Here is a 24,885-nt window from a genome sequence, read left to right as displayed (position 1 = left end):
ATGACTTTACGTCAATTCAAATTGACACTTCGCGACAGCAAATACTGTCAATCGTCGCCGTCTTCAGCGTCAGATATGCCGTACCGCTTGAGCTTTATATAAAGGCTCTGGCGACTGAGCCCCAGCATATCGGCTGCTGAAGCGCGGTTGTTGTCCGTAAGCCGCAGTGCCGCTTCGATGCAAAGGCGCTCGATAACGTCCGCGGTGTCGCGAACGAGGTCCTTCAACGGCACACGGCCGACAAGATCCGTGAACTGTGTCGAGCTTCCCGGATGAAGATTAAACCCTCCCGCCTGCGCCTGCTCTCCGTGCGCCTGCTCGCGCACGGCAAAACCGAAATGCGTTCCTTCGGGGCCATCGATCCTTGTGGCGGTAACGTCCACGTTCTCGCTGCCGCCGAGTTCATCCCGGATCACCGACGAGAACCGCCTAACCGTTCCGTGTTCGCGCAGATTGGACATCAGCACCTGAAGATCAACGCTCGAACCGCCAAGCCAGTTGTCGAGCCCCTTGTCTTCCACACGATCGAGGTCGACCACTCTGACCATGTCGAGGAAAGCGGGGTTGGCCTGCGTAATCTTGCCATCTGCATTGACGATCACCACTCCCTCTGGAAGCTGGTCGATCATCGACACGAGCGTGGCGTCCTTCTGCGACCCCAGCGACCGATGCCGCTTCTCGTCGCTGGAGAAAGATACCAAAAGGTTAGTCCTGCCGAACTCCCGAAACGGCGTGACGGAAATCTTCATCCGATTGTCGGATGTGGCCGGCCGAGCGTGAAAGACTTCGGCGCGCGCGCGCAAGCCAAGCGCAGTCAGTGCCTCAGTGGCTTTGGGCTGGTCAGCCTTGGCAAACACAGTGGCGGCGGATTTGCCGACGAGCTTGCTGATGGAGCGATCAAGCAACCGGACTGCGCCATCGTTGGCGTCAAGAATCTTGAGCGTCTGTGCCTCGACGACGATCAGCGGCTCGACGGCGACATGAAACAGGATGCGATAGCGGGACTCGATATCGCGAAGCTTCCTGTAATCCTTCTCCATCTCGATTTGGAGGCGCACTAGACGCTGCTGCATCTCCGCCATCGGGCGCAGGTCAGTGCCCAGTGCCACTTTGTGCGGCCAGCCTGAAAACGAGACAAGTCGGTACCCAATGGGAAGATCCCTGCCGCTCTTGGCCGGATGATTCACCTGACGCGAAGGGGTGGGAGACGTTTTCAATGATTCCTGCAAGAGCTCGTCGGTCTTGTCGCGGCTCTCGACCGTCACTGTGTCCTTCCAGGACTTACCTACCCATTCATCGACGTCCCAAGCCTTGAGGCTCCGGTCGCGATACGCGACATCAATGATCTTGTTGTCGCGCGCTATGACGAGTGCGAGATCCGAGTTGGCAGCCGCAAGCACGCCAAGGGCATCCGCGCCCAGTCCCGAAAAGAGTTCGTTGTTGGAGCGGAACGAGCGGGACACCTCTCGGGAAACCTGCTTGTCCATGGACGATCGTCAAATCCCTTCTTACTCCGCCGCTATCGATTGTTCGATATCGGTCGCGAGAGAAGCCACGACCGTTTCGGCCAGAGCAACCGCGGACACCGCGTCCACGGCAAGCAGATCGAACCCGGCGTCAATGGCGCCCTGAGGATTTTCCATAACGAGGCTTCCGCCCGCAATCAAGACGATCGACTTGTTCCGAGACCTTGACCTCAATTTTCTTCCGAGCAAGGCCAAATCCGGCAAATGCCGTTCCACGCTGACGGATATTCCGATAATCTGGTAGTGGTTATTAGCAACGAGACGATAGACATCCATCTCCTCGTCGCAACCGCAGCAGTCCACTTCCCATCCCGCACGCCGGAAAGCGTCGTCCACCACTGACAGACCAAAAGTGTGCTGCTCTCCGGGCGCCGGTGTGAGCAATGCGCAGCGGGACAGATCGGGCAGGACACCGATGGGCGTTTCAGCGGCCATGTGCCTGAACAGCCTCTGCATGCGCGATACAGCGATCGTCACCTTGAGCAGATCGCATTCATCAGCGCACCATTTTTCACCTATGATACGCGCCGCTGGCTCAAGCAGGACCTCGACAACCTTCTGCGGGTCCCCACTATCGGCGAGCGCATCGTCCAGCATGTCGCGGCAATCATCAGATTCCTCGTCGAACAGCAGTTCGACGAACTCCTCGATACGTTCACGCTGCAGCGAACTGACCAGAAGCAGACGCGAACGCTTCCGCTCAATACTCTCCATAATCCAGTCTTCTGCTACTTCCGGTATTCTCTTCGGCGAAGCGGTGGCACTTGTCCTGTCTCCAACCGCGGACAAGCTCGACGCTCGATCGAAGCCTTCGATGGTTCCGTATTGGCCAGGGGCAAAGGATTTGCCACCGCGCGAGCCACGTGAAGTGCCGATCCGTCCCTGAACCATGTGGCGATCCCATTGTTCGCCAACGAAAAAAACACCGCGGTCTTCTGCCGCCCTTCGGCTTGGGTCGTGCCCTAGCGAGCTCGTCGCAAGTCGCGCATTTCTCGCGCTGACTCTCCTCTCACACCAAAAATCGTAAAATGCCTTTTTTCCGATTTCCAGTCGCAAAAACTACCTACAGGAGACAATTCTGTAAATATCTTTTTACGTCATGTTTGATTGACACTTTTGGAAAAGCGGGCGTACAGTCCTAGCAAGTTCGAAGCAGGCAGGAAGGGAGGCGCGAGGGTCGTGGCAAAGTCAGGACGACTGCGCACTGACAAGCAGGCCGGACAGCTCTACACTCCCGAGCAACGGCAGCGCCGTGACGCAACGGTCTGGACCCTCGTGCAGGGAATTCTAGCGCCTGTCCAGTTCCTGGTGTTCCTGCTCAGTATCTTGCTCATACTGCGCTACCTGGCGACTGGAGAGGGAATCGGGGCGGCCAACGCCTCGGTCGTAGTTAAGGCGCTCCTTCTCTACACTATCATGATAACCGGCTCGATCTGGGAGAAGGTGGTGTTCGGGCGCTGGCTCTTTGCCGATGCCTTCTTCTGGGAAGACGTAGTGTCCATTCTGGTGCTGGCACTGCATACTGCTTATCTGGTCTGCTTTTTCCTGAACCTTCTGAGCCCCGTGGAACTGATGTTTCTGGCGCTCGCAGCCTATGCGACATATGCGTTGAACGCCGCTCAGTTCCTTCTAAAGCTGCGCGCCGCTCGACTATCCACCGCACCCGCACACATGGGTGCGATGGAGGTCGCCCGATGAACGCTCCATTTTTCCCTGGCGAACGCGTGAAGGATTGCCGAACGGACATCAAACCGCTGCGACAGCGCGGTCAACACGAGGTGTTCTGCGGGCTGACGTCGATCATATGGTTGCATCGCAAGATGCAGGACGCGTTCTTCCTGATTGTCGGGTCGCGCACTTGCGCACATCTGATGCAGTCGGCGGCGGGCGTCATGATCTTTGCCGAACCACGCTTCGCAACGGCCATTATTGACGAGCGCGACCTGGCCGGCATGGCCGATGTCCACGACGAACTGGACAAGGTCGTCACAAGACTGCTGGCGCGGCGCCCCGAAATCCGCATGCTCGTGCTGGTCGGCTCCTGCCCCTCGGAAGTAATCAAGCTCGACCTCTCGAAAGCCGCCGAAAGGTTGAATCGGCTGAACTACCCAGCCGTGCGGGTCATCAACTATTCCGGCAGCGGCATTGAAACGACCTTCACGCAGGGCGAGGATAATTTCCTTGCGGCGTTGGTCAAGGAAATGCCCGCAGAACCAGCGGACGCAAAGCCTTCCCTGATCGTCGCCGGAGCTTTGGCCGATGTCGTCGAGGACCAGTTCCGCCGCATCTTTGAGGCTTTGGGTATCGGTCCGGTCTGGTTTCTGCCGCCCCGGGCATCGACGGCGCTTCCTCATGTCGGACCAAACACGAGATTACTGCTCGCACAGCCGTTCCTTGGCGAAACGGCGAAGGCGCTCGAAGGGCGCGGGGCCAAGCATATTCCGGCGCTCTTCCCCCTTGGTGAGGAAGGCACGACTGCATGGCTGAAGGCCGCCGCAGATGCATTTGGCGTTGATGCAGGCCGGTTCGCCGCGATAACGGATGCCGGCCGTGCGCGTGCGCGGGTGGCAGTCGCGCGCAGCCGTGCCACACTGGACGGCAAGCGGATTTTCTTTTTCCCCGATTCGCAACTTGAGCCGTCCATGGCGCGCTTCCTCCAACGCGAGACGGGCATGGAGATCCTAGAAATCGGCACGCCCTTCCTGCATCGCCATCATCTCGCCGGCGAGTTCGAACTGCTTCCCGATCATGTGATGGTCAGCGAAGGCCAGGACGTCGACCGGCAACTCGATCGCTGCCTGGAGGCACGACCAGACCTTGTGGTCTGCGGCATGGGGCTGGCCAACCCATTGGAGGCCAAGGGCATAACGACCAAGTGGTCGATCGAACTCGTCTTCACGCCGGTGCAGGGCTACGAACAGGCAGGCGACTTGGCCGAACTGTTTGCTCGCCCGTTCAACCGCCGCGAGCGGCTGAAAGTGAGCGGCTGATGCAGCTCACTGTATGGACATACGAAGGTCCCCCGCATGTTGGCGCGATGCGGATAGCCGCCTCGATGAAGGGCGTCCACTACGTGCTGCACGCGCCGCAGGGCGACACCTATGCGGACCTGCTGTTCACGATGATCGAGCGGCGCAACACGCGCCCGCCGGTGACCTACACGACCTTCCAGGCACGCGACCTCGGCTCGGACACAGCGGAGATATTCAAATCCGCCTGCCGTGACGCAGTCGAGCGCTTCAAGCCCGACGCAGTGCTGGTCGGCGCGTCCTGCACGGCGGAACTGATCCAAGACAATCCCGGCGGCCTTGCAGCCGCACTCGCTCTCGACATTCCCGTGGTGCCGCTCGAACTGCCTTCATACCAGAAGAAGGAAAACTGGGGCGCGGCAGAAACCTTCTACCGACTGGTGCGCGCCTTCGCACCGGCGCCGGCAGGTACGCCGGCGCAGCGTGCGCCCGGGAAAAGCTGCAACGTCCTTGGGCCAACTTCGCTGGGCTTCCGCCATCGCGACGACATCGTTGAAGTAACGAAACTCGTCGAAAGCGTTGGCGTAACTGTAAACGTCGTGGCGCCGCTGGGCGCCACGGTCGCCGACCTGGCCCGGCTGCCCGAAGCCGACTTCAACATCGTGCTCTATCCCGAAGTCGCGGGGGTGGCGGCAGACTGGCTAAAGCGCAATCATGGCCAGCCGAGCGTTGTGATCCAGCCCATCGGCGCAATGGCGACCGACGCCTTCGTCGCCGCGGTTGCCCAGGCGGCGGGACTGCAGGCCGACGTGGTTCCCGCAACCGAATCGCGGTTGCCCTGGTACTCGCAGTCGGTTGACTCGACCTATCTGACGGCCAAGCGAGTCTTCATCTTCGGCGACGCCACGCATGCGGTCGCGGCCGCCCACATCGCCACCAAGGAACTGGGGTTCACCGTCTGCGGCCTTGGCACCTACTCCAGAGAATTTGCCCGCGAAGTGCGCGCGGCAGCGGCCGAATACGGAGTCGAGCCGTTGATCTCGGATGACCATCTGGAAGTCGAGGACGCGATCATCGCAGCCCAGCCCGAATTGGTGCTTGGCACGCAGATGGAGCGACATGTCGCCAAGCGGCTGCGCATTCCTTGCGCGGTGATCTCGTCGCCGGTGCATGTGCAGGACTTTCCTGCACGCTACTCGCCGCAGATGGGTCACGAGGGCGCAAACGTGATCTTCGATTCATGGGTCCACCCGCTGATGATGGGGCTGGAGGAACACCTACTGAACATGTTCCGCGACGATTTCGAGTTCAACGACGCCGCGCAGCCATCCCATCTTTCGCAAGGCGCGCGTGCCGCGGAGACTCAGAAACCCGAGGAGCAAACTGAAGCAAGCCAGCCGATCGAGTTGCCGGGCGAAGTCGCCTGGGCCGACGATGCGGAGCGCGAATTAAAGAAGATACCGTTTTTCGTGCGCGGCAAAGCCCGCCGCAACACAGAAAAATTCGCCGCGGATCAGGGAATCCGCATCATTACGGTCGAGGCGCTGTACGATGCCAAGGCTCACTTCAGCCGCTAAGGGCACGCCGGTCGGCGTGATCCCGATCCGGATCGCCATCATCACGATGGACACGCACATCGCGAGCGCGACGGATCGTGCGCGCGCGGCGCTGAAGCGAGAGATGCCAGGCCTATCGATAAGCCTGCACGCCGCGACGGAATTTTCGGGTGACCCGGAAAAGCTGACGCTTTGTCGCGAAGACATAGCCCGCGCGGATATCGTAATTTGCGCCATGCTCTTTCTGGAGAGCCACTTCACCGAAATCATGCCGGACCTCCGGGCACGCGCCGTGAAATGCGACGCCATTGTCAGCATCCTGTCTGACAGCTCGGTGATGAAGCTGACGCGCATAGGTCGCTTCCGCATGGACTCCCCGCAGGGCGGCGCACTGAGCTTCCTGAAACGCCTGAAAGGCAACGGCAAGGACCGGAACGCCAGTGCCGGCGCGCGGCAGATGAGGATGCTGAAGCGCCTGCCGCAGATTCTTCGGTTTATCCCCGGCACCGCGCAGGACGTTCGTGTTTATTTCCTGATCTTGCAGTATTGGCTGGCCGGTTCGGACGAGAACCTCGCCAACATGGTCCGCACCCTGATCGACAGATATGCGGACGGCGAGCGCCGCAATCTGCGAGGCGCACTCAAGGTAGATGCGCCTATCGCCTACCCCGAGGTAGGCGTCTATCATCCGAGACTGGAAGGCCGGATTTCGGAGCGTGCTCACAATCTGCCGTCTGCCGGTCGCATGGGCGTAGTGGGCGTGCTGGGGCTGCGTTCGTATATGCTGGCCGGCAATGCCGACCACTACGACGGCGTCATCGCCGCGCTCGAGGCACGTGGCCTTACCGTGATCCCCGCCTTTTCAAGCGGATTGGATTCACGTCCGGCAATCGAGAAATATTTTATGCGCGACGGCCGCGCGACAATCGATGCGCTGGTGTCGCTCACCGGATTCTCGCTTGTCGGGGGCCCTGCGTACAACGATGCCAAGGCCGCCGAAGACATGCTGGCACAGCTTGATGTTCCCTACATCGCTGGCCATCCGGCGGAACTCCAGACGCTCGAACAATGGGGGGCCTCAGACCGGGGGCTGCTGCCTGTCGAATCGACGATCATGGTTGCAATTCCAGAACTGGATGGCGCGACAGGTCCCATCGTATTCGGCGGGCGCTCGGACCATGCCGGAAAGCCGTGCACGGGTTGCCAGCGCGGCTGTACCTTCTCGCCAGGTAACGCCGCCCGCGACATGCACGCTTGCACCGAGCGAGCGGAAATGCTGGCGGCTCGGGTTGCCAATCTGGTTGCGCTGCGCCGCACGGAGCGCGCCAAGCGCAAGATAGCCGTGGTGCTGTTCAACTTCCCACCCAACGCCGGCAACACAGGCACCGCTGCGTATCTATCGGTGTTTGCTTCGCTGCACGGAACTCTGCTCGCGATGGAGCGCAACGGCTACAATGTCGAGGTGCCAGCGACGGTGGACGCATTGCGCGAACGCCTCATCGAGGGAAACCGCGAGCGGTTCGGTGCGCATGCAAACGTCCACGTACGCGTTCCTGCCGACACACACATCCGCCGCGAACGCTGGCTCCACGACATCGAGAAACAGTGGGGCCCCGCCCCCGGCCGCCAGCAGAGCGACGGGTCGTCGATCTTTGTGTTGGGGGCTGAGTTCGGAAACGTCTTCGTCGGCATACAGCCGGCCTTCGGCTACGAAGGCGACCCGATGCGGCTGCTGTTCGAAAAGGGGTTTGCGCCGACGCACGCCTTCGCAGCGTTCTATCGCTGGATGCGCGAGGACTTCGGAGCCCAGGCGGTGCTACATTTCGGCACGCACGGATCGCTCGAATTTATGCCTGGCAAGCAGTCGGGCCTTTCGGCGAAGGATTGGCCAGACCGGCTGATCGGCGATCTTCCTAACATCTATCTTTATGCAGCGAACAACCCTTCGGAAGGTGCGATCGCGAAACGGCGTTCGGCTGCCACGCTTATCAGCTACCTCACCCCGCCGATCGCCACCGCCGGACTCTATCGCGGGTTGTTGGACCTCAAGGCCACGATCGAGCGCTGGCGCGGGTTGGCTCCCGACGCGGTGTCCGAGCGCGCCGAACTGGCGATCCTCATTCAGGCGCAGGCGGCCACTGTCAACCTCGCCCCGGCCGACCCCCAATGGACCGGCGATGCCGAAACCCGCATCGCCGCACTCGGCGCCGAGATCCTCGAACTCGAATATACACTGATCCCGCACGGGCTGCATGTCGTTGGACAGCGATTGTCGTTGGACGAACGTGCGGACATGCTACTCTCGGCAGCCGAAGCGGCACACGGGCTGCGGCTCGACCGGACCGTTGCTGACGCAATCGTCGCAGGCGCATCGCCGGCGCAGGCGGTTGCCGCCACGCCCCTGCGGCGCGACGAGGCAACTCTGGCGGCGCTAGGCACGCTCGCAGCAACAGATCGATTGCTGGCCGAGGACCACGAGACACCGGCGATCCTGCGCGCACTCGACGGCCGCTTCACGCGCCCTGCCCCCGGCGGCGACTTGCTGCGGACACCTGCCATACTGCCAACCGGTCGCAACCTGCACGGCTTCGACCCGTTCCGCATACCGAGCGCTTTCGCAATCGCCGACGGTACGCGTCAGGCGCAGCGTATCCTCGACAGGCACACAGCCGACGGCCAAGCGACGCCCGAAACCGTCGCCATCGTCCTTTGGGGGACTGACAATCTCAAGAATGAAGGCGGGCCGATCGCCCAGGCGCTTGCCTTGATGGGCGCCCAACCGCGCTTCGACAATTACGGACGTATCGCCGGTGCAACGCTGGTCCCACTGGAGGAACTCGGTCGCCCGCGCATCGACGTTATAGCGACGCTTTCGGGCATCTTCCGTGACTTGCTGCCGCTGCAGATCAAGCTGCTCGCAGAGTCGGCGTTCATGGCCGCTTCGGCGGACGAACCGATGGAGATGAATTTCATTCGCAAGCACGCTCTTGCGCATCAGGCTGCAACCGGTTGCGACCTGGAAACAGCCGCGTTGAGGGTGTTCGGAAACGCCGAGGGCGCTTACGGCTCGAACGTCAATCACATGATCGAAAACGGTTCGTGGGACGACGAGGACGAGCTCGCCGAAACCTATGCAAGCCGCAAGGGTTTTGCATACGACCGCTCCGGCGTCGCCAACAAGCAGCCGGCCCTCCTGAACAGTATCCTGTCTAGCGTCGACCTCGCCTACCAGAACCTCGATTCAGTGGAACTCGGCATCACCACGGTCGACCACTACTTCGACACGCTCGGCGGAATTTCGCGTGCTGTACGCCGCGCCAAGGGCGGCCAGGCTGCGCCGGTCTACATCGGCGACCAGACGCGCGGCGAAGGCGTCGTGCGCTCGCTCTCCGAACAGGTGGCGATCGAGACACGCACCCGCATGCTGAATCCGAAATGGTACGAGGGCATGCTGAGCCACGGCTATGAGGGCGTGCGCCAGATCGAGGAGCACGTCCGCAATACGATGGGCTGGTCTGCAACGACTGGCGAGGTGCAGCCATGGGTCTATCAGCAACTGACCGAGACTTTCGTACTCGACCCGGAAATGCGCGAGCGCCTTGCGAAGCTCAATCCGACGGCATCGGCCCGGGTCGCTAACCGTCTGGTCGAGGCTCATGAGCGTCATTATTGGACGCCCGATCCGGCGATGCTCGAAGCATTGCGCCAGGCAGGTGAGGAACTTGAAGACCGTGTCGAAGGCATTGGCGTGGAGGCCGCAGCATGAACGTATTCACGCATCCAAGGGTCGCGCGCGACGAAGCGGTTAAGGCAGCGAGGCTGGACGGCGAGGGCAGCGTCCAAGTCATGCTAGACCCTTCGGTTACCATCGAGACAGCCAAGGTCTTTGCCATCTACGGTAAGGGCGGCATCGGAAAATCGACGACCTCGTCGAACCTGTCGGTCGCATTTTCCAAGCTCGGCAAGCGCGTCCTGCAGATCGGTTGCGACCCGAAGCACGACTCGACTTTCACGCTGACCAAGTCGCTGATCCCGACGGTTATCGACATTCTTGAGAAAGTGGACTTCCACACTGAAGAGCTGCGGGCCGATGATTTTGTTTTCGAGGGCTACAACGGCGTAAAATGCGTCGAGGCTGGCGGACCGCCCGCCGGCACCGGGTGCGGCGGTTATGTCGTGGGGCAGACCGTAAAGCTGCTGAAGGAGCATCACCTTCTCGATGACACGGACGTGGTGATCTTCGATGTGTTGGGCGATGTCGTCTGCGGCGGCTTCGCAGCGCCCTTGCAGCATGCCGAGCGTGCGCTCGTGGTGGCTGCCAACGACTTCGATTCGATCTTCGCCATGAACCGCATCATCGCAGCCATCAAGGCGAAGTCGAAGAACTATAATGTCCGCCTCGGCGGCGTGATCGCCAACCGCTCCCGCGAGACGGACCAGATCGACCGCTTCAATGCCGCGATAGGTCTCAAGCGACTTGCGCATTTCGGCGATGTCGACGCCGTGCGCCGCTCACGCCTGAAGAAGTCGACGCTCTTCGAGATGGAGGAGTCGCCCGAGGTTCTCGCTGTCCGCGCCGAATACATGAGGCTTGCGGAGACATTATGGGCCGGCACCGACGAACTGACCGCGGACCCCATGAAGGATCGCGACATATTCGATTTCCTGGGGTTCGATTGATGTCGGTGTCCAACCCTTCAGACGGGGCCTACGCGCAGCGTCGTGGCGAGATCCAGACCTATTTCGACCGCACGGCTGTCGAGGCCTGGAAGCGCTTCGCCACCGATACACCGCTCGGCCGCATCCGCGCCTCGGTGCGTGAAGGACGAGCTCAGATGCGCACTGCGATGATGGCCAGCCTGCCTGACGATTTGTCAGGCTGGCGCGTTCTGGATGCTGGCTGCGGTACCGGGGCGATGTCGCTTGAACTGTCGCGCCGCGGGGCTGACGTGATCGGCATAGACCTGGCGCCCGAAATCATTCGTTTCGCGCGCGAGACGCTCCCGCAGGATCATGGTCCAGGCAGCGTGGCGTTTCATTCCGGCGATATGCTTGCGGAATCCTTTGGTGATTTCGATGCCGTGATGGCAATGGACTCCCTTATCCACTACCAGGAAGAAGACGCGGCGGCGGCCCTGGCGCGGCTGGCGAAACGCACGCTTCGCAAGATCGTCTTTACCTTCGCGCCTTGGACTCCCGCATTGGCGGTGATGCACGGCATCGGCCGGCTGTTCCCCCGTTCCGACCGGGCGCCGTCGATCGTCCCGATCCGGCCAAATGAGATTGTGAAGCGCTTGGCCTCTCTGCCAGCGCTGGAAGGTTGGACCGCAGCGCGCACTCAACGCATCTCACACGGCTTCTACAAATCCCAGATGCTGGAGTTCGTCCGGCCATGATGATCGGAGGCGCAAGGCTGGCCAGACAATGGGGAAAGGTGGGAACTCGGTTCCTTCCATTCGCAGACGCCGCCAGCGACAGCCTTCCGCTTTCGCGTATCATCCGCCTTTCGCTTTTCCAGGTTTCGGTCGGCATGGCCATGGTGTTGCTGACCGGGACGCTCAACCGGGTCATGATCGTTGAGCTTGGAGTCCCTGCCTCAGTCGTCGCCTTCATGGTTGCGCTGCCAATCGTTTTCGCCCCGGTGCGCGCGCTGATCGGCCACCGTTCGGATACCTACCGTTCCCATCTTGGCTGGAGGCGCGTGCCGTTCATCTGGATGGGCACCATGGTGCAGTTCGGCGGCTTCGCGATCATGCCGTTCGCGCTGCTCGTGCTGACCGGCGGAGGCGCTGCCGCCACGCCGTATGCCGGCGAGATCGGCGCGGCCCTTGCGTTCCTGCTGGTCGGTGCGGGATTGCACACGACCCAGACTGCCGGCCTCGCGTTGGCCTGCGACCTCGCGCCGCCCGCAACGCGCCCGCGCGTAGTCGCGCTGCTCTATGTGATGCTGCTTGTTGGCATGCTGATCTCGGCGCTGCTGTTCTCGGCGCTTCTCTCCGACTTCAGCCACCTGCGGCTGATCCAGGTCGTTCAGGGGGCCGCTGTCATCACCATCGTCCTGAATATGGTGGCGCTCTGGAAACAGGAAGGCCGCAATCCATCGCGCACGGATCCCGAGCGCAAGCGGGTGGCATTCAAGGACGCGTGGTCCGTGATGTCCGCCTCATCGCGGGCGCGCCGCCTTCTGGTCACTGTGGCGCTTGGCACCGCCGCGTTCTCGATGCAGGACGTGCTTCTGGAGCCTTATGGCGGACAGGTGCTCAATCTCGGTGTTTCGGCCACGACCATGCTGACGGCCATCCTGGCACTTGGCACCATAGCTGGACTGGTGCTGGCGGCCCGCGCCCTGTCCGCAGGGCTAGACCCCTGCCGGCTCGCCGCTTTCGGCGCACTCGCAGGCCTGCCTGCGTTCGCATTCGTGATCTTGTCCGCTCCTCTTGAATCGTCAGCAGTATTCCGCCTGGGAACACTTCTGATCGGCTTCGGGGGCGGCCTGTTTTCTGTCGGGATGCTGACGGCGGCCATGGATCTGGCACGCGCAAGTGACAGCGGGATTGCGATCGGGGTCTGGGGAGCGGTTCAGGCGACTGCCATGGGCCTTGCCGTCGGCATGGGCGGAGCGCTGCGCGACATCATCCAGGCTCTTGCCGACCGCGGCCTTCTTGGACCCGCATTCGCGCACCCCGATGCTGCATACGGTGTGGTCTATCATATTGAGATCGCTCTCCTTTTTGCAACATTGATCGCCATCGGACCGCTGGTCCGCTACGTGAGTGAACCAGAAAATAAACGGACATTCGGTCTCGCCGAATTTCCAGGCTGACGACAAAGGAGAAGACTATGGGTAAAGGCGAAATCACTGGCTACATAGACGTGGCACAGGTCACGCTCTACGTCTTCTGGATATTCTTTTTCGGGCTGATCTTCTGGCTTCGCCGCGAGGATCGGCGCGAGGGCTATCCGCTGGAGTCGGATCCAACAGGAAAGGTCAAGGATATCGGCGCCGGCATTCTTTTTGCCAGGCCGAAAACCTTCCGCGTTCGCACCGGCGAAACTTTCACAGCGCCGAACTTTCGCCGAGACGCGCGCCCGGTGGCAGCGCGCCGCGTCGGCAGTTGGCCGGGCGCACCGCTTGTGCCCACTGGCAATCCGCTGGTCGACGGTGTCGGCCCGGCGGCATGGGCCGAGCGCGCCGACCGTCCCGACCTGACCTGGGATGGCCGCAACAAGATTGTTCCCGCGCGTTCAGATGCGCACTACACCGTTGCAAGCGGCGATCCGGACCCCCGGGGCATGTCGGTCATCGGCGCGGACGGCAAGGTCGCCGGAACCGTGACGGACATTTGGGTGGATCGCGCCGAGCATGTCGTGCGCTACCTCGAGATGACCTCGGCTAGTCCGGGTACCGGGCCGCTTCTGGTGCCGATGAACCTCACCAAGATTGTCGGCAACGACCGCAAGGGACGCTCGGTCAAGGTGCGTTCCATCCTCGCAGAGCAGTTCGAGCAGGCGCCGCGCATCAAGTCGGCAGAGTCGGTTACGTTCCTTGAGGAAGATCGCATCTGCGCATATTTTGCCGGTGGCGCGCTCTACGCCACTCCGGCCCGGACGGAGCCGCTGCTGTGACCCAGGATCACGACGACTTTGCCTTCGAGCCCATTCCAGGGTTGCCGGAATTGCTCCCTGAAGGGGAGAAGCTGCTTTGGCAAGGCTCTCCGAAATGGCGCCTCCTGGCCGTCTCAGCCTTTCACGTGCGCAAGGTAGCAATCTATTTCGGACTGCTTCTGGCATGGCAGGTCGCATTAGCACTGCGCGAAGGCTCCTCCGTCCTCGACCTGGTGGTGCTGTCGGGGTGGACGGTCCTGCTTTGTGGTGGTGCGATTGCGATCCTCTGCGCGCTTGCCTTCTTCTACGCTCGAGGCACCATCTATACGCTTACCAGCAAGCGCATCGTTATCCGCTCCGGTCTGGCCCTACCAGTAACGCTGAACCTGCCGCTGGCGCTCATCGATACTGCCTCGGTTGGACGCGGCGCCGGCGGGACGGGCAACATCGCGCTCGCGGTAAGCAAGCCGAACCGCATCGCCTGGCTGGTGCTCTGGCCAAATGTGAAGCCGTGGACATTCAACAACCCCCAACCCCTGTTGCGCGGACTTGAGGGCGCCGACACCGTAGCGGAGATATTGGTACGCGCGCTGAATGCCGATTGCAGCCAACGTCGCATGGCAGCCTCGCGCGGCGTCGCGCAAGGGCAGTCCAACATTCCCGCACCATCAGGCACGCCCCAGGCGGCATAGCAGTAGGAGATCGAGCCATGACAAGCGCCCGACTGCAGACCGATCCGCAGCGCAAGCCAGCAATTGCATGTGGTGCGCTGATCGTGGCCGTACTCCTGCTTGTCGCGCTTGGCCGGCACGAAAAGACTCCGATTGTGGTCGACCCTGCCACGGTGGCTCAGTCCAAGGATTTGACGTTCGTGGACGAGCCAGACGGCGATGTTGTCGCGTACGACGCTGGCAACGGAACCGAATTGGGGCGTATCGCAGCCGGGGGCGGTGGATTTTTGAGGGTGACGATGCGCAGCTTTGCCGAAGAGCGAAAGAGCCGCGGCTTCGGCAGCGACGTGCCGTTTACGCTTCTTCGCAAGAGCGACGGCGACCTGTTGTTGCAGGACCGCGTGACGGGGCGCACGATGTTGCTCAACGCTTTTGGACCATCCAACGAGCGCGTGTTTGCGCAACTGCTTGACCATGGGAGGACGACACAATGATTGAAGGGCTGCGACTCGGACGCGAGAAGATTGTCGTCCCCTGCACCATCGAGATCGAACACACTTGGGAGAGCCTGCACGCGCATGTGGAACTAGAAGGCCTGACGGTCGAGCCCGGCGACGAGGTACACGTACAGGGGGGCGAGATCCTTGTGCCTTACGGCGAGCGCCGTGTGCTGCAGCGCATGGCGACGGTTACACGCGCCAGCGCACCGGAACGCCTTTGGGTCAAGATGACTGGCGATTTCGAATTCATGGAACTTCTGGAATTCAGTTTTTCGTCGGGAGAAAAGCTATGACCATCGAAAAGATGTCCCTGCGGGCGGCCGACACCGATGGAATGGCGCGTGAATCAACGCTGCTGTCGCCGCGCTTCTACACCACGGATTTCGATGCGCTCGACAAGATGGACGTCTCGGGCGTGCGCAAGGAATGGGACGAGCTGCTGGACGAGATGGAGAGCGACCCCAACAAGGGCCATTTCAAGCGGACTGACGACTGGGATGCCATGTCTTTCGAATCGCTGCCGGAAGGGCTGCGAAACGAATTCACCGACTTCATGGTGTCGTCGCTGACGGCCGAATTTTCGGGCTGCGTCCTTTATAAAGAGATGAAAAAGCGCGGCAAAAACCCGGAAATCGTGCGCCTGTTCTCCTACATGAGCCGCGATGAGGCACGCCACGCCGGCTTCATAAACGATGCGCTGAAGGAGCAGGGAATCGGCGTCAACCTAGGCTTCCTGACCAGGGCCAAGAAATACACCTATTTCCGGCCGAAGTTTATCTTCTACGCCACCTATCTGTCGGAGAAGATCGGCTACGCACGCTACATCACCATCTTCCGGCATCTCGAACGGAACCCCGACCGGCGGTTCCACCCGATCTTCAAATGGTTCGAGAAGTGGTGCAACGACGAGTTCCGCCACGGCGAGGCGTTCGCGCTTTTGATGAGGGCAAATCCCGGCTATCTCCAGGGCATGAACAAGCTCTGGGTGCGGTTCTTCCTGCTTGCCGTCTATGCGACCATGTATGTCCGCGACCATGCCCGGCCGGAGTTCCATAAGGCACTTGGCATCGACCCGACCGATTATGACTATAAGGTCTTCCATCTCACCAACGAGATCACGAGGCAGGTGTTTCCGCTGGTGTTGGACGTCGATCATCCTCGGTTTCGCAAGGGCTTGGAGAAGCTGCGCGTCATCAACGACAAGGCATCGGCAATGGCGAAGGAGACCGGCCTGATCGCACGCATCAAGCGCTTCGGGCTCGGCTTGTCAGCAGCATGTGTCTTTGCGGGCCTCTACATTCTCCCGACCAAGGGCAACCAGTTGCCAGACACCAGCCGCATGCAGCCGGTCTGGTAGGGAGACCAGGGTGACAGCCTATCTCTGGCCGATCGTCTTCGCGCTGTTCGTTTGGTGGTTTTCCACCGGGGCGATCATCTATCTCGACGGTCTGCCGGTCAGGACTTTCAAATGGAGCATGTTGGGTGCGACGGCGTTGTTCGGCGCTGCACTGTACGGACTGGCCGTGTCGAGCGGAGATACGAGCGTGCAGGGTGCCTATATCGCTTTCGCCTCGGCGCTGGCGGCTTGGGCCTGGCACGAGATCAGCTTCTACATGGGCTATGTGACGGGTCCGAGGAAGCATGCCTGTAGGGAAGGCTGCAGCGGATGGGCTCATCTGGGCCATGCGCTGCAGGTCAGCCTCTGGCACGAACTGGCGATAATCGCTTCCTTCCTGGTGGTGGCGGCGCTGACGTGGGGCGGAGCGAACCAGATTGGACTGTGGACCTTCGTGATCCTGTGGTGGATGCACGAGAGCGCGCGGCTAAACGTCGTGCTTGGCGTCCGTAACGTCAACGCTCACTTCCTGCCACCGCATCTCGCTTACCTGAAAAGCTTCCTGAATCAGAAGCCTATGAACCTGCTCTTTCCAATTTCGGTAACCGTCTCGACCATCATCTGCGCCGTCCTCGGCACGGAGGCTGCCCTGGCGACTGACCCGTTTGAACAAGCGGGGTTCACATTCCTCGCCACGATGATGACCCTGGCGATCGTCGAGCACTGGTTCCTGGTCCTGCCGTTGCCGGCAGAGCAAATGTGGAGCTGGAGCTTGAAATCGCGTGACATGAAAAAAAGGCCGCATGGTATGCGGCAGGAAAATGCAGCTTGTAACGATGTGCTGCATCGGCACGATAGTGCCAAACAACATTCGCCCGCACCGATACCCGGACTGGGTTCGGTGCATTGACGACGACCGCTTGAAAGGCGCTGCAGACCGGCCATGCCGGAGTACGGAGAAAGACGATGGACTTCGAAGCCCATTTCGCCACGAAGCTGGACGGCTTGCATCAGGAAGGCCGTTACAGGATCTTCGCCGAGCTTGAGCGCCAGGCCGGAGCGTTTCCCCGCGCCAAGCGCTACGTCGATGGCGCTACCAGCGAGGTCACCGTCTGGTGCTCCAACGACTATCTCGGCATGGGCCAGCATCCGAAGGTGATCGCGGCAATGCACGAAGCGCTGGATAACTGCGGCGCCGGCGCCGGTGGCACGCGCAATATCTCCGGGACCACCCACTACCACGTGCTTCTGGAGCAGGAACTCGCCGACCTGCACGGAAAGGAGTCAGCGCTGCTGTTCACCTCCGGCTACGTCTCGAACTGGGCCGCGCTATCGACGCTCGGTGCCAATATCCCTGGTTGCGTGATCTTTTCGGACGAAGGCAACCATGCCTCGATGATCGAAGGCATACGTCATTCACGGGCACAGAAGCGGCTTTGGAAGCACAATGACCCGGCCGATCTGGACCGCGTCCTGTCGGAATATCCTGCCGACGTGCCGAAGATAGTGGCCTTCGAGAGCGTCTATTCAATGGATGGAGACATCGCGCCGATCAAGGACATCCTCGATGTTGCCGAAAAGCACGGTGCCCTGACCTACCTCGATGAGGTCCACGCCGTGGGCCTTTATGGACCAAGGGGCGGCGGCATCGCTGAACGTGAAGGTCTCATGGATCGTGTCAGTATTATCGAGGGCACGCTGGGCAAGGCGTTCGGTGTGGTCGGTGGGTACATCACCGGCTCCGCCAAGCTGTGCGACTTCATCCGTTCATTTGCATCCGGCTTCATCTTCACCACAGCGCTGCCACCGGCAGTCGCAGCAGGAGCGCGTGCATCGATCATGCATCTCAAGACCAGCCAGTTCGAGCGGGCGCGCCACCAGGAGCGGGTCCGAAAGGTGCGCGCGGGTCTGGATAAGCTCGGCATCCCTTACATGCCCAATCCCAGCCATATCGTGCCCGTCATGGTTGGCGATCCCGTCAAGTGCAAATGGATCAGCGACCTGCTGCTGGACAATCGCGGCATTTACGTTCAACCGATCAATTATCCAACCGTGCCGCGCAAGACCGAGCGCCTGCGGATCACCCCCTCGCCACTGCATTCCGACGCGGATATAGCTCATCTCATGGGCGCGCTTGGCGAACTGTGGTCGCATTGCGCGATCGCCCGCGCTGTAGCCTGAGAGGAAGCGCGCCTTGGAGAGCGTTTTCGGACACAGGATTTCCAACGACGTCGATCCGGCAATACCGGCGATCGCTGTGGACGGGTCGCTGTTCCCAATGGGAAAGCTCGAGGCGCACCGGCTGGCACAGAAGCACTTGGCCGTATCGGTCTTCCTTTTCGCCGGCGACCGGATGCTGATCCAGCAACGGGCCGATGGAAAATACCACTCCGGCGGGCTTTGGGCGAACTCGTGTTGCACGCATCCCCATTGGGGCGAGAGTACTGCCGACTGTGCGCGACGGAGGCTCTTTGAGGAGCTCGGCATGAACGCAGATTTGCGGCCGAGCGCGGTCGTCGATTATTACGCGGACGTCGGGCGCGGGCTGATTGAAAACGAACGCGTGCACGTCTTTGTGGGCGATCTTGCCGAGGCTCGGGAAGTCGTCGACTTCAATCGCGATGAGGTCCAGTCGGTCGCGTGGCTCGACGAGGGCACGCTGCGCAACGACGTCGCCACCTGCCCCGGGCGCTTCACGCCCTGGCTGAGGATCTACCTTGATCGGTGGAGCGAACTCTCCCTCCGTCCCGCTGCGTAGCCTTCCAAAGAACATCGAAAAATTGGAACGGCCGGACGCCAGCGTGGCTTATTTGTTCACATGCAGCATCGACATGAAAAGACCCGGCTCTCGGGACGAGAGGCCGGGTCAGTACGAGCAGGCTTGACTGGAGGGACCGGTCGTCGCCCGCCCCTCACCACCCTCGCAAGAGTGGTCATGAGCCCACGCAAGAGGACCGCAGCGCTACATGGGAGCAAGCCCATGCTTCTGGCCCCACTCGAACCAGTTGTCGACAACTGTTCCGGACAGCAGGATCCCAATGCCACCGGTGAGCGGGCAGAGGATGGCGAACCACCAGGCCCAGCGATGGACCGATTCCATCGTGGCGTTGAAACCCATCGTCCATCTCCAGAACAGCGCGGCGCGTTCCGATGCTGTACCACGATCGACGATCTGCTCGATCTCACGCTCGCCTCCGAGCCGGCTTACCGCGAGGATTGTCGCTCCATGCATCGCGAACAGCACGGCCGATCCATAGAGGAAGGCAATCGAGAGCATGTGGAACGGGTTGTAGAAGAGATTGCCGTGGTTGAGGGAGAAGTTGTTCGTCCAGTCCAGATGCGGGAAGATGCCGAAAGGCACCGCTTCGCTCCACGACCCCATCATGACAGGGCGGATGAAGCCGAGCACCAGATAAAGCCAGATCGCCGCCGCGAAAGCCCATGCGACATGCGTACCCATGCCCAGCGCGCGCGCCCGTCGGTACATGCGTGCCCACCAGAGCAGGATGGAGGTCGTCAAGAAGAAGCCGGCCATCAGCCACCAGCCCCCCTCCTTGAGCGGCGGCATGATCTTCAGCCCGTGTTCGGGCAGTGGCGCCGCGAGTTGTAGCCAGAAGAACTGCTTGATGAATTCCTGCGGGTCCCAGTTGACAGACGCAAGCATGTTCAAGCCGATGATCTCGATGGCAATGAAGCCGCACATCAGTGATGCAAGGCCAAGCGTGCCAAGGTAGATCGGACCAATCTGCGCGTCACCGAACTTGCCCAGCCAGTAATTGAAGCCGGGCTTGCCTTGGCGATCCCATATGCCAGGAGCCAACGGCACACCGTAGTCCGCGCCCCCCCGGATCTGAACGCGTGTGAAGATGTTTTGATACTCAGCCATTTGGGTTCTCCTCACCTAGCTCCAGATCGGGATACGCTGCCACCAGTCCCACCATTCCGGCCATCCCTGCGCCCAGAGCGGTCCGGAAATGATTATGCATACAGCGCTCCAGAAGGCGGCTGAGACGGCCAGGAACAGGCCAAGGCGGTGGATTCCCAGTGTACCGATCGAGTAGCCGATCGTGTCGCGGAAATAAGTGTTCTCGTGCTCTGCGGTCTTCACCGCCTCCCCCTTTTTCGGATTCGTTGCCGACAGGATCAGGGAGCCGTGCAAGGCTAGCGCGAGACAGTTCGTGAAGAAGAACGTGATCGCGATCATATGGGCCGGGTTGTAGTGGAAATTTCCATACTGGTATCCGGTGTTCGATACCCAATCCAAATGCGTGATGATGCCGTATGGGAACGCGTTGCTCCACGCACCCAAAAGGACCGGTCGGAAAACGACGAGGGTGACGTAGGCGAGGATGGCGAAACTGAACGCCCACGGAATATGCATGCCCATGCCAAGTTTGCGGGCGATTTCGGCCTGGCGCAGCGCCCACGACACGAATGCGCCGATCGCGCAGATGGTAATGATCTGGTACAGGCCGCCTTGCTTCAGCGGCGCGAACCGGAGGCCATATTCTTCCGTCGGCGGATTTATCGAGATCTGCCAAAGGTTCCAAGTCGGTCCCAGGGAAGCCCCGTAGACGATGAGCATGATGCCTATCGACGCGAAGAAGATTGTTGTTACGCCGAAAAAGCCGACCCAGAATGGACCGACCCAAAAGTCAAAGAGGTCACCGCCTACGAGCGTGCCGCCCCTGACCCGGTATTTTTTCTCGAAACTGAGCATCGCCATTTGAGGTCTCCCCCCAGGAAGGGTTTTTTCGAAGCGTAAGGCTCCGTCGGAAAATGGACGGGCGGTTGCCTTGGGCTAACCGCCCGCGCCGTTCGTGAAGAGCTGATCGAAGTTGCTTCGGTCAGCCTGCGTTGGTGGTCTGTTCGATGACCAGGGAAGCCGCCGGTACTGCCGGAGCCGGCCCCTCGAGCCAGTTGAACCGGTTCGTGCTGAGCAGGATGAAATGAATCACCAGCGCCAGAACAAACAGGAAGGTGAACAGGGCGATCAGCGTTCTGCGCGGATCGAAAAGAAGCCACATTCTCCACATTTCGCTTTCCCCTTATGTCAACATGGACACAAGAGCGCCGACGTGGGCAATGCCGTCGTCGAGCGATGCATAACCGCCTGGGCCGGGAAGCCACGGACGCCACATCCATGCGAGGATGTGAGCGACAACCGCAACTCCCACGAACAGCAGGAAGCTGGTCATGAAAACGGAGTGGAACTCTCTGGCTTCCGCTTCCGAAAGGCCCGAGAGGGACCCATCATTCGCAGCCATTGTTAGTACCTCCTTCGTTTAGGCCTTTCGGCCGTTACCGCACGAGATCCGTGCGGCCTTCCTGCCGCGGATTTGAAACCGCGACATTTCCGATCGGCGAGCCGCCCGGAAACCCTGACTTCACCTGATGGCGAAGGGAATGCACATCGACGCCGCAATCGTAGCCTCCCTGAAAAGGGAGTGCCGCCCATCGAATACGCCGATCGACCCACGTTTCGACTTTGGCGCCAAGCGTGCGATCGCAGCCGCAACGAGGCAGATCGGAAAAGCGACGCCAAACATCAGCCGTGCGTGACGCCGCTCGCAGCGACGACGCTCTTCCGAAGAAGTCAGTCTCGCGCAATCGTCTTTCGCCATCTCGTCTCCTCCCAGCCAATATCCCGGACTGTCGCGTTCAAGTCGGTTGCAATTCGGTTTGCAGAACCTGTCTGGTACGGGCCAAGTCGACCCTTTCCTGACCGGCGCTTCGCGCCAACGTCTCGATGCGGTCGCGCAGCCGTTTTGCTGCTGAAATGCGGACCAGAACCGGGTGAGACCCGACCTCGCTGTCAAGCGCTGCAAGGGCGTCGTCGTCCCACGGCAACTCGTGATGCAGGCGCGCCGGCGTCGCTTCCACTTTGTCGAGATCCGCGCCGAGCGGAATCATTCGGAACAGCGCGTCGAAGAGCGCGTTGCAGATTTCCTGCACCAGATATGTTGCACCGGCGTAGCCCATGAATGGCGTGCCGGTATGGCGGCGGATGATGGCGCCAGGAAAGGAAGCCGGGATGTATGACGATCGCCCGCCGGTCTCGGCCGAATACATCCGCTCGTTGAAAGATCCGAACAGGATCAGCGGCTGCTTTTCGTGGATTGCCTTGCGGACCTCATCGTTGCGGGTCTTCTCACCGGCACATCGCGCGAACGCGAAGGCGCAAGGAAAGCCCATGTCGTTCTCCAGGAAATTGCGGATCCCGCGTGCATAGGTCTCGCTCGCCACGATGCCGAAACTGGCTGTGGCGTAGAAGTCCTGTGTGACCGACCGCCACAAGTCCCAAAGCGGCTTGATGGTGGTCATCTTCTCGCGTGCGATGAATGGCTGCGGATCGAGCCCGGTAAGCTCGCCTAACTTCTCCAGGAACGCAGTCGTCGAATGCAGGCCGATAGGTGCCTGCAGGTACGGCTTGTCCAGCGCTTCGCAAAGCTTGCGACCGAACTCCCGATAGAGGCAGATGTTAACGTCCGCGTCGGCCAGCTTTGGCACGTCGGCGATATCGGTCCCGAGCGGGAACACCAGGTTCACCTCGCAGCCAATACCTTCAACGAGCCGGCGAATTTCGGCCAGGTCCGACGGCATGTTGAACGTGCCGTAGATTGGACCAATTATGTTGACGCGTGGTTTCGCGCCTTCGACCTTCGGCTTTTCTTTCCTGGCCTTCTTCGGCCCGAATTCTTTCCACAGCCATGCCAGCGCACGGTCGGCGCTCTGCCACTGGTCCTCGTCGATCGTGCGCGGCAGGAAGCGCATGATGCGCGTGCCTTCCGGCGTCACTCCGCCGCCGATCATTTCGGCGATCGATCCGGTGACGACGACGCTCGGCTTTGTAGGGTCGAGCGTGGCGTGAGCGCGCTTCATTGCGGCTTCCGTGCCCTTCTGGCCGAGTTCCTCCTCCGCGAGGCCTGTCACGACGATCGGCAGTTCATGCGGCGGCAACGCATCCGTGTAATGCAACACAGACGTGACCGGCAGGTTTTCGCAGCCAACCGGGCCGTCAATTATGACCTGCAGCCCTTTGAGCGCCGCAAAGACATAGACCGATCCCCAGTAGCCGCCGGCTCGATCGTGATCGAGAACAAGCATGGTCAGAAATCCTCCATCGTGACGGAGGTCTTGGCTGCCACCAGCGGCTTTCCGGCTTTTGGCTTTTGCGGCAGCGTATGCGGATCGTGCCAGACGCCAGACGTATGATCCTTGCCGACGCCCTCGAAGAACTGGGTCATCCTGTCGAAACGACCCCTGTTTCCGGCGGCCGCGTTGATAATCGCGGCGAGGGATCCGGCACCGGCCGGCCCCATGAGGGGACGTGCCGAGATCAGATTCGTGAAATAGAGCGACGGAATGCTCTTCTGCTTGGCATGCTGGACGACCGGTGTCGTGCCAATGGCGAGGTCAGGCTCGAAGCTCTCGACCGCTGCAATATCCTTCTCGAGTGAAGCACGGAACTCGACGTGCACGCCGTGCGCCTCAAGCCAATCGGCGTCAGCCTCGTTCCATTTCGTCTTGGGGCACGCGGTGCCGACATAGCGCAGGTCAGCTCCCGACTCCCTCAGCAGACGTCCCACGATGAGTTCGGAGCCTTCGTATCCTGACAGCGTGATGCGGGCGCGAATCGGCGATCCGGCCAAGGCGGCTTTCGTTGCCGCGAGGATGGGGGCCTTTGCCGCATCGACGGTTCGGACAGGAATGCCGCAGGCCTCGCCGATGGCGTCGAACCATGCGGCAGTGCCTTCTACGCCAACCGGCGCGGAACCAACGACGTCGCGGCCCGCAGCCTGAAACTCGCGGATGGACGCCGTGTAGAAAGGATGGATCGCCGCCACCGCCGCACAATCCAGCGCTGCATAGAGCTCGCGCCATTCTCGCGTAGGCACGACTGGACCCGCTGCAAGACCAAGCGGTTCCAGCATGCGACCGATGGTGACCGGATCGACCGGAAACATTTCGCCGAGCAGCGTCAAGGTTGGCCTGCCGGACTTATCACCTTTAGGCGCCGGAACCGGTCCTGCGCCAGCTTCCAGGCGTGCATAGTTGAGCATGGCGCCTGCGAGGACATCTTTCGCCTCGGCATGTGTCGGCACGCCGAAACCCGGCACGTCGATTCCAACGACGCGCACACCGTTTATCTCCTTCGGCAGCGCACGAAGCGGAACGCCGGATGCGGTCGGGACGCAGAGATTGGTGACAATAATGGTGTCGTATAGCTCTGGGTCGGCAAGCTTATGAACGGCTTCGCGGATATCCTCGTACAGTTTTCCAGTGACAAGCGACTCGGAATTGAACGGCACATAGCCGACCGTGCGCTTCGCCCCGTAAAAGTGCGAGGTGAAGGTCAGTCCGTATACGCAGCAGGCGGATCCAGAAAGCACGGTTGCCGTGCGACGCATCCGCAAGCCGACACGCAGCGATCCAAAGGCCGGACACATGGATTGCGGCTGGTCGTGAGGACCCAACGGATAGTCTGTACTGAGCTTCTGCATCAACTCGCCATTGCCGGCCGCTTCCGCAGCGCGCGAGAGTTCGGCCTTGCCGCCGTGGCATCCGCCGGCGGCTTGCAAACCAGCGCCAAGGGAAGGTTCGGATGGCGCCACCACAACCTGCGGGTTGTCTATGGTTGCCGATGAAGCGGCTTCGTAGATGACCTCGCTTGCGGCAGCGTCTGGAGAACCGGATATGACGGGGCGCGGCTTCATTGGGG

At 61.1% G+C, this 24,885-nt stretch carries 24 protein-coding genes; 15 read left to right on the top strand and 9 right to left on the bottom strand.

Annotated elements, in window-relative coordinates:
- Positions 1 to 47: 47 nt before the first annotated feature.
- On the bottom strand, positions 48 to 1,487 hold the full coding sequence (ppsR, locus tag ABMA32_RS05575) for a transcriptional regulator PpsR (RefSeq protein WP_349012723.1): 1,440 nt from the start codon (positions 1,485 to 1,487) through the stop codon (positions 48 to 50).
- 21 nt (positions 1,488 to 1,508) lie between these two features.
- A complete protein-coding gene (locus ABMA32_RS05570) occupies positions 1,509 to 2,417 on the bottom strand; it encodes a cobalamin B12-binding domain-containing protein (protein ID WP_349012721.1) in 909 nt (302 codons plus the stop codon).
- A gap of 288 nt (positions 2,418 to 2,705) precedes the next feature.
- Between ABMA32_RS05570 and bchF the strand changes: the two genes are divergently transcribed.
- Genes bchF through ABMA32_RS05495 form a run of 15 tightly spaced genes read left to right on the top strand, consistent with a single transcriptional unit; the run spans position 2,706 to position 18,921 of the window.
- Positions 2,706 to 3,224 carry a 2-vinyl bacteriochlorophyllide hydratase gene (bchF, locus tag ABMA32_RS05565; protein ID WP_349012720.1) on the top strand — a complete coding sequence of 173 codons (519 nt, stop codon included), beginning with the start codon at positions 2,706 to 2,708 and terminating at the stop codon, positions 3,222 to 3,224.
- On the top strand, positions 3,221 to 4,516 hold the full coding sequence (locus ABMA32_RS05560; protein WP_349012719.1) for a ferredoxin:protochlorophyllide reductase (ATP-dependent) subunit N: 1,296 nt from the start codon (positions 3,221 to 3,223) through the stop codon (positions 4,514 to 4,516). The genes bchF and ABMA32_RS05560 overlap by 4 nt, the downstream gene beginning before the upstream one ends.
- Positions 4,516 to 6,072 carry a ferredoxin:protochlorophyllide reductase (ATP-dependent) subunit B gene (gene bchB / locus ABMA32_RS05555; protein WP_349012718.1) on the top strand — a complete coding sequence of 519 codons (1,557 nt, stop codon included), beginning with the start codon at positions 4,516 to 4,518 and terminating at the stop codon, positions 6,070 to 6,072. Before ABMA32_RS05560 ends, bchB begins: the two co-directional genes overlap by 1 nt.
- On the top strand, positions 6,047 to 9,817 hold the full coding sequence (locus tag ABMA32_RS05550) for a magnesium chelatase subunit H (protein ID WP_349012717.1): 3,771 nt from the start codon (positions 6,047 to 6,049) through the stop codon (positions 9,815 to 9,817). The genes bchB and ABMA32_RS05550 overlap by 26 nt, the downstream gene beginning before the upstream one ends.
- Positions 9,814 to 10,731, top strand: a complete 918-nt coding sequence (gene bchL / locus ABMA32_RS05545) for a ferredoxin:protochlorophyllide reductase (ATP-dependent) iron-sulfur ATP-binding protein (protein WP_425475471.1) — start codon at positions 9,814 to 9,816, stop codon at positions 10,729 to 10,731. Before ABMA32_RS05550 ends, bchL begins: the two co-directional genes overlap by 4 nt.
- A complete protein-coding gene (gene bchM, locus ABMA32_RS05540) occupies positions 10,731 to 11,447 on the top strand; it encodes a magnesium protoporphyrin IX methyltransferase (RefSeq protein WP_349012716.1) in 717 nt (238 codons plus the stop codon). The genes bchL and bchM overlap by 1 nt, the downstream gene beginning before the upstream one ends.
- The gene (locus tag ABMA32_RS05535; RefSeq protein WP_349012715.1) at positions 11,444 to 12,874 is read left to right on the top strand and encodes a BCD family MFS transporter; all 1,431 of its coding nucleotides are present in this window, start codon (positions 11,444 to 11,446) and stop codon (positions 12,872 to 12,874) included. Before bchM ends, ABMA32_RS05535 begins: the two co-directional genes overlap by 4 nt.
- Positions 12,875 to 12,891: 17 nt before the next feature.
- Entirely contained in the window at positions 12,892 to 13,677 is a 786-nt protein-coding gene (gene puhA, locus ABMA32_RS05530; RefSeq protein ID WP_349012714.1) for a photosynthetic reaction center subunit H, read from the top strand.
- Positions 13,674 to 14,348: a photosynthetic complex putative assembly protein PuhB gene (gene puhB, locus ABMA32_RS05525; protein WP_349012713.1), complete on the top strand. Its 675-nt coding sequence runs from the start codon at positions 13,674 to 13,676 to the stop codon at positions 14,346 to 14,348. The genes puhA and puhB overlap by 4 nt, the downstream gene beginning before the upstream one ends.
- A gap of 17 nt (positions 14,349 to 14,365) precedes the next feature.
- Positions 14,366 to 14,821 carry a photosynthetic complex assembly protein PuhC gene (gene puhC / locus ABMA32_RS05520; RefSeq protein WP_349012712.1) on the top strand — a complete coding sequence of 152 codons (456 nt, stop codon included), beginning with the start codon at positions 14,366 to 14,368 and terminating at the stop codon, positions 14,819 to 14,821.
- The gene (locus tag ABMA32_RS05515) at positions 14,818 to 15,120 is read left to right on the top strand and encodes a hypothetical protein (RefSeq protein ID WP_349012711.1); all 303 of its coding nucleotides are present in this window, start codon (positions 14,818 to 14,820) and stop codon (positions 15,118 to 15,120) included. The genes puhC and ABMA32_RS05515 overlap by 4 nt, the downstream gene beginning before the upstream one ends.
- A complete protein-coding gene (gene acsF / locus ABMA32_RS05510; protein WP_349012710.1) occupies positions 15,117 to 16,184 on the top strand; it encodes a magnesium-protoporphyrin IX monomethyl ester (oxidative) cyclase in 1,068 nt (355 codons plus the stop codon). Before ABMA32_RS05515 ends, acsF begins: the two co-directional genes overlap by 4 nt.
- Before the next feature lie 10 nt (positions 16,185 to 16,194).
- Positions 16,195 to 17,073: a putative photosynthetic complex assembly protein PuhE gene (puhE, locus tag ABMA32_RS05505; RefSeq protein WP_349012709.1), complete on the top strand. Its 879-nt coding sequence runs from the start codon at positions 16,195 to 16,197 to the stop codon at positions 17,071 to 17,073.
- Positions 17,074 to 17,129: 56 nt separating this feature from the next.
- Positions 17,130 to 18,344, top strand: a complete 1,215-nt coding sequence (gene hemA / locus ABMA32_RS05500; protein ID WP_349012708.1) for a 5-aminolevulinate synthase — start codon at positions 17,130 to 17,132, stop codon at positions 18,342 to 18,344.
- 13 nt (positions 18,345 to 18,357) lie between these two features.
- Positions 18,358 to 18,921: an isopentenyl-diphosphate Delta-isomerase gene (locus ABMA32_RS05495; RefSeq protein WP_349012707.1), complete on the top strand. Its 564-nt coding sequence runs from the start codon at positions 18,358 to 18,360 to the stop codon at positions 18,919 to 18,921.
- A 204-nt stretch (positions 18,922 to 19,125) separates the two neighbouring features.
- Here ABMA32_RS05495 and pufM read toward each other — a convergent pair whose 3' ends face one another.
- From pufM to bchY, 7 genes are all read right to left on the bottom strand, one after another.
- Positions 19,126 to 20,049 (bottom strand): photosynthetic reaction center subunit M, encoded by a 924-nt coding sequence (gene pufM / locus ABMA32_RS05490; protein WP_349012706.1) that lies wholly within the window; start codon positions 20,047 to 20,049, stop codon positions 19,126 to 19,128.
- Positions 20,050 to 20,064: 15 nt separating this feature from the next.
- A complete protein-coding gene (pufL, locus tag ABMA32_RS05485) occupies positions 20,065 to 20,889 on the bottom strand; it encodes a photosynthetic reaction center subunit L (RefSeq protein WP_349012705.1) in 825 nt (274 codons plus the stop codon).
- 121 nt (positions 20,890 to 21,010) lie between these two features.
- The gene (pufA, locus tag ABMA32_RS05480) at positions 21,011 to 21,199 is read right to left on the bottom strand and encodes a light-harvesting antenna LH1, alpha subunit (RefSeq protein ID WP_349012704.1); all 189 of its coding nucleotides are present in this window, start codon (positions 21,197 to 21,199) and stop codon (positions 21,011 to 21,013) included.
- A gap of 12 nt (positions 21,200 to 21,211) precedes the next feature.
- On the bottom strand, positions 21,212 to 21,430 hold the full coding sequence (gene pufB / locus ABMA32_RS05475; protein ID WP_349012703.1) for a light-harvesting antenna LH1, beta subunit: 219 nt from the start codon (positions 21,428 to 21,430) through the stop codon (positions 21,212 to 21,214).
- Between the two features lie 120 nt (positions 21,431 to 21,550).
- Positions 21,551 to 21,787, bottom strand: a complete 237-nt coding sequence (locus ABMA32_RS05470) for a hypothetical protein (RefSeq protein WP_349012702.1) — start codon at positions 21,785 to 21,787, stop codon at positions 21,551 to 21,553.
- Positions 21,788 to 21,824: 37 nt separating this feature from the next.
- Positions 21,825 to 23,270 carry a chlorophyllide a reductase subunit Z gene (bchZ, locus tag ABMA32_RS05465; RefSeq protein ID WP_349012701.1) on the bottom strand — a complete coding sequence of 482 codons (1,446 nt, stop codon included), beginning with the start codon at positions 23,268 to 23,270 and terminating at the stop codon, positions 21,825 to 21,827.
- A gap of 2 nt (positions 23,271 to 23,272) precedes the next feature.
- Entirely contained in the window at positions 23,273 to 24,880 is a 1,608-nt protein-coding gene (gene bchY / locus ABMA32_RS05460) for a chlorophyllide a reductase subunit Y (RefSeq protein ID WP_349012700.1), read from the bottom strand.
- Between the last annotated feature and the right edge of the window lie 5 nt (positions 24,881 to 24,885).

The organism is Mesorhizobium quangtriensis (genome assembly GCF_040081925.1).
Lineage (GTDB): Bacteria > Pseudomonadota > Alphaproteobacteria > Rhizobiales > Rhizobiaceae > Mesorhizobium_K > Mesorhizobium_K quangtriensis.
The sequence above is the reverse complement of the archived record's forward strand: the minus strand, read 5'-3'. Positions and strand labels throughout refer to the sequence as shown.